The following is a 4,731-nucleotide window of genomic DNA, read 5'->3' on the forward strand; positions in this document are numbered from 1 at the left end:
ATGGTTGCCATGGTGTAAATCAGCACCACAGCGGTACAAATACTCAGTCCCAGTGCTACCAACTGCAAATGGCTTTCAAGCTCGATTTCAGATTGTGATGCTTTCACTGAAAACTGTGTTTGTTGGATGTTGGGGGCGGTCACAGTGGGTTCCTGGACAGGAGTATCCTGCTCCACCCTCTGGCAGTACACCAGATACCGATGGGTGCCCACAATATAGGGGTGGCAGGTGAGCAAGGTCACCATGTCCTGCTCTGGCTTAATGGCCACAGCTTCCACCTCATCAGGCCAGATGATGGAGATTCCCGTCACCTGATAGGTCAGGGTCTCCCAGAGGTTGGTGAGGTACACCAAGTCACCCTCCTGAAGCAGCTCTACATCCCGGAACATGGCCTTGCCATTCCAGCCCCGGTGGGCGGCAATGACGCAGTTGGTGGAGATCCCCCCGATGGGCATGCTGGTCTGACCCAGCACCGCCGCTCCGTCGTTCATGTGTGCCCTGGATGCCCCCAGGTAGAGGGGCAAAGTGACGTCCATGGCGGGGATTTCTATATAGCCTACGGGATCGTCAGTCCCCAGGCCGTAGTCCTTCAGGTTCAGCCCCGGTGCTTCATAGCTGTCCACGCTGTCCAGGCCGGACTGATCCTGGGACAGCTGGAGGTTGTACGCCTCCATGGCTTCTCTCAGGTCTTGGTGAATACCTGGCTCTTTCTGTTCCTGCCCCACCACAGCAACTTCCTCTTTCACCGTCTGCTCATACACCATGGGGGCAGCGATGGGCTTACACAGAATAACCATCAGCGCCAAATCCACCGCCAGAGCCAGCCCCAGCAGCCATCTAGCCATGCCTGCCGCCTCGCTTGATCCACCAAATTCCCACCGGGACAGCCACGGACAGCATGGCAAGGTAAATGCCAAACCCGATGCACAGAGCTGTGCGGTATTCACTCCACCAACTGCTTTCGTGGTTTTGGTTCTGGGCGGTTGCAACCACGGTGTCCTCTGCTGTCCATTCCGTCCGGGTGCCACGCACCAGAAGACGGTGGGAGTTCACGCCGTAAGGAGTGCAGGTGAGCAAGGTTACATAGTCTCCTTGTGGATCAATCCCAATCTGGCTCACATCGTCGGGAAGCACCACGGAAATTTGATCCACCTCATAGGCCAGAGTTTCATCCAGCACCCGCAGGAAGAACACATCACCTTGTGTGAGCTGATCCAGGTCGGAGAGGAGCCGGGATGAGGCCAGGCCGCTGTGGCCTGCCAGAACTGCATGGCTTCCTGTACCTCCCACCGGCAGGGAACTGCCCTCCACCACCCCCACACCGGCGGTGAGGGTGGTGGACTGAGTTCCGTAGTACACGGGGAGAATCACGTCGATGGCGGGAATCTCCAACGTGGCCAGCATACCGCCTCCGGTGGGGTCCAGGGCGGTGAGAATGTCATTGTCTGGGGTTGGGGCACCGGAGACAGAGAATCCGGCAATGGAACAGCTCTGCTCCAGCAGATCCCGGTTGTAGGCTTGGGCCAGCTCTAGGGCTTGTTGGGTAGCCTGGTTGTCCAGCACCTCCACCGCCGTCTCATATTCTGTAATGACCTGGGAGCGTGTTTGCCCCGAAAGCCAGTTGCTGGCCATGGGGTAGAGCATCATCCCCACAGCCAGCACACAGCCCAGCCCCAACAAAAGAGGCGCTTTACTTCTTTTCATCCAGCTCACCCTTTCGCTTCCAGTAGCGAAGGGCGATGCACCCGGTGAGCATCCCGCTGGCCAGCACGATGCCCACCACAGTGGTCACCATGGTGCCTTTGCCACCGGTCTCGGGCAGATCAAAGCCACGGGTGTTGAGGACAGTCAAGGGAACCAGGGCATTGCCGCTGTCCCCCATGGCCTCCATGGTGGCGGAATAGCCATCCACGGTGGCGGTGGCAGTGAGAGAGCCCACCTGCACACCGGGTGTGTACTTGGTGTCGATGTCTACGGTGATCACATCCTCCAGCAGGGTGTAGCCAGCATCGGTCTGGGTCTCAGTAAGCTGGTAAGTGTCCTCCTCCACACCATACAGATACAGGTGGCCGCTCTCATCAGGGGTCATGCGGGTGGCCTCGTCCACGTTGGTGGTGGTGCCGGTGGCGTAGTACACACCCTTGGCAGGGTTGGCCTCTGCCACCACATAGTAGTTGCCGGTGACGTTGGTCACGTTTTGGGCAATGAATTGGACGGCGTCAAAGTTGGTGCCTCCGGCGGAGAATTTTTTGGTGAGGTGGATGCCATAGCTGTACACCTTGGCTTCGTCGATGAGGGTGTCGATATAGTCCTGGCTGGTGCGCTCCCAGGTGAGGGTGACGGTATTGGGGTTGCCCTCATCGCCCAGGATTATGTCCTCGGTGCTGTTGATCTTGGCGGTGTAGTACACCACACAGGTCCAGTCGGAGTACCGGCCTTCCTGCTGGCTGTTGTCCACGGGGGTATTGATGCGTTCCAGACCCGCCTCGTTGAACTGAAGGGTCATCATGGTGGAGCCGTCACTACCATTGGAGTAGGACACATCGAAATAAGTGCCCTGTCCCTTTTCGTTGCACTCCCATGTCTCCACGGCGTTGGCGCCCTGGGTAGCAGGGGGGTTAGGGGTGGCAACGGTGTAGTCCTTTTGGGCCGCTTCATAGCTCTCATACCAGCACACGATCACGTCGTTCTGGTTGTACTCCAGGCCGGGAGAGAGAATATCCTCAAAGCGGTACTGGGTGAGCTGGGTAGCGTTGGAGGTGATGGTGGGCAGGGTGGACAGGTAGCGGTAGCCCATCACATCTCCGGTGCTGCCGGTGGCCACATCCCGGTAGCCCAGCCCGTCGATGTCTCCGGAGAAGCTGATGCCGTGGGCCAGGTCTGCCACCTCTTTCTCCAGGGTGGGGTTCCCGGTCTCGTTCTTGGGGTAGACATGGACATCGTAGAACCAGCCGTCAGCGGTCTGGGTGTCCGTCATGGGCAGGGACACCAGGAAGGGGTTGACGGTGGAGGTGACATTCTCCGGCACCTCAGTCTCCACCACCAGGTACAGGCCCAGTTCCAAGCCGTCCACGGAAGTGGTGCCGGTGACGTCATCGGTGAGGGGCATGGCGGTGCCGCTCTGGTTGGCCTCCGCCTCCAGAGCATCCTTGGTAGCTCGGCGGTTGGCGGTGAGCTGTTCCTCCAAAGCGTCGATCAGGGTATCAGAGGTATACCAGGGGATGCCACCCTCGGTTTTCACCACGTCTTCCGAGGTGAGGCCCAGCGTGTCCCGCACATCCTCGTTGTCCACCCCGTAGATGACCTGGACGGTGGCATTGGCGGCATCCTGGTCCGAGTACATGTCAATGCCTCCCAGGCGCAGGTACGTAAACTCCACACCGCCCAGGGTGTAGTCCTGGAGCATGGTTTCCGCTTCGGGGTTTTCCTTGCCGGTGGACACCAGTCCGCCGGTGCTTACCCCGGCCTGAGTGGCGGCGGTGAGGTCATACTTGGTGACGGTGAGACTAGCGGTGCGTCCGTAGTCGATGGTGGCATCCTGGGGGGTATAGGCCAGGGCGGTTCCGGACAGGCCAAGGGCGGCACACAGGGCCAGACCCATGGCGGTAAAGCGATGCATCTTCTGTTTCATGATTGATTGTCCTCCTTAATGTTCGGTTTGATGTTTTTTATGCATAGCCAGCCCAGTGACACACAGGAAGGCCAGTGCCAATCCGGCACTCATCAGCCAGATGGCATAGCCTCCAGTGGCGGGCAGGCGATACACCAGGGTATTGCGCAGGTCGTAGGTGAGATGGTAATAGTAGTTGGTGCCATTGCTGTAGTACACCTCGTCGCTGGTGGTGTCCTTGGCTCCGGCTACCCCATAGGGCAGGGTGATGGTGATGGGCTGGGGCAGAAGCTGATAGCCTTCCTCTGTCTGGATTTCCCGCAGAGTGTAAGTGCCAAAGGGGATGTTCACCAGCTCCACTTGGCCCTGCGGGTCTGTGATCAGCGTGTCGGTGTCCTGTCCCTCCACAAACTGGCCGTTCTGCACCACCAGAGCGGCATAGCGTCCATCTGCCTGCTGGCTCCAGGTCACCACGTTTCCTTGGTCATCCAGCAGTTGGAGCTTCACCCCAGACAGGTCCTGATCTCCCTGACCGGACTTGTGGATGGTGAGCATCCCTAAGGGCTGAGTGCGTAGCTGCAAATAAAAAACCACTGGGTCTTGCACTCCGGTGGCTAAGGTCTGGCCCACGCCGTTGGACCAGATGAGCAGGGCTCCTGTATTTTGGGGGATGTTCTTCCGCATAGTCAGAGTAACGGGATCGGTAATCTCCTGGGTGGTGGAGAAGGTGTAGGTGTTGCCCTGGCGGGAGACGGTAATCCCGCTGGTGGAGGGGAAGGTGATGTCACAGCCGGTGTTGTTGGTATCTGTGAGGGTCACTGTGTATTTACCGCTGATGGCATCATACTGCATGGTGTGAGCCATATTGAGGCCCACATCCGTGCTGGCGAAGCTGGGCACCGTGCGATGGGCTGCCATCTGCTTGAGCATCCAGTTGTAGCAGTTCTTGGCCGGATGTCCCTCAATCCACTTCACATAGTTGTCTGCCTCGATGGTCTTGCCCCCATAGGATAGAGCGGAAATGGAGGTGGGGCTGGTGCGGATGCCGCTTTGATACTCCCAGATAATGATCTGGGTGGCAAAGGCAAAGTCGTCCACGTTGAAGGCACATCCAACCTGGC

Annotated in this window: 4 protein-coding genes; all 4 read right to left on the bottom strand. The window is 58.6% G+C overall.

The genetic code is table 11. From position 1 onward, the window contains the following. A partial coding sequence (locus tag H9X86_RS11515) for a class C sortase (RefSeq protein ID WP_204901663.1) occupies window positions 1–845 on the bottom strand: 845 nt, incomplete at its 3' end. Beyond that, window positions 838–1,704 carry a class C sortase gene (locus H9X86_RS11520; RefSeq protein ID WP_204901664.1) on the bottom strand — a complete coding sequence of 289 codons (867 nt, stop codon included), beginning with the start codon at window positions 1,702–1,704 and terminating at the stop codon, window positions 838–840. The genes H9X86_RS11520 and H9X86_RS11515, both read right to left, overlap by 8 nt. After that, complete coding sequence (locus tag H9X86_RS11525; RefSeq protein WP_204901665.1) at window positions 1,691–3,631, bottom strand: SpaH/EbpB family LPXTG-anchored major pilin; 1,941 nt, start codon at window positions 3,629–3,631, stop codon at window positions 1,691–1,693. Before H9X86_RS11525 ends, H9X86_RS11520 begins: the two co-directional genes overlap by 14 nt. A gap of 15 nt (window positions 3,632–3,646) precedes the next feature. Further along, window positions 3,647–4,731, bottom strand: a 1,085-nt coding sequence (locus tag H9X86_RS11530) for a SpaA isopeptide-forming pilin-related protein (RefSeq protein ID WP_243416945.1), incomplete at its 5' end; no start/stop codon positions are given.

The organism is Pseudoflavonifractor capillosus (assembly GCF_016902575.1).
GTDB classification, from domain to species: Bacteria; Bacillota; Clostridia; order Oscillospirales; family Oscillospiraceae; genus Enterenecus; species Enterenecus capillosus_A.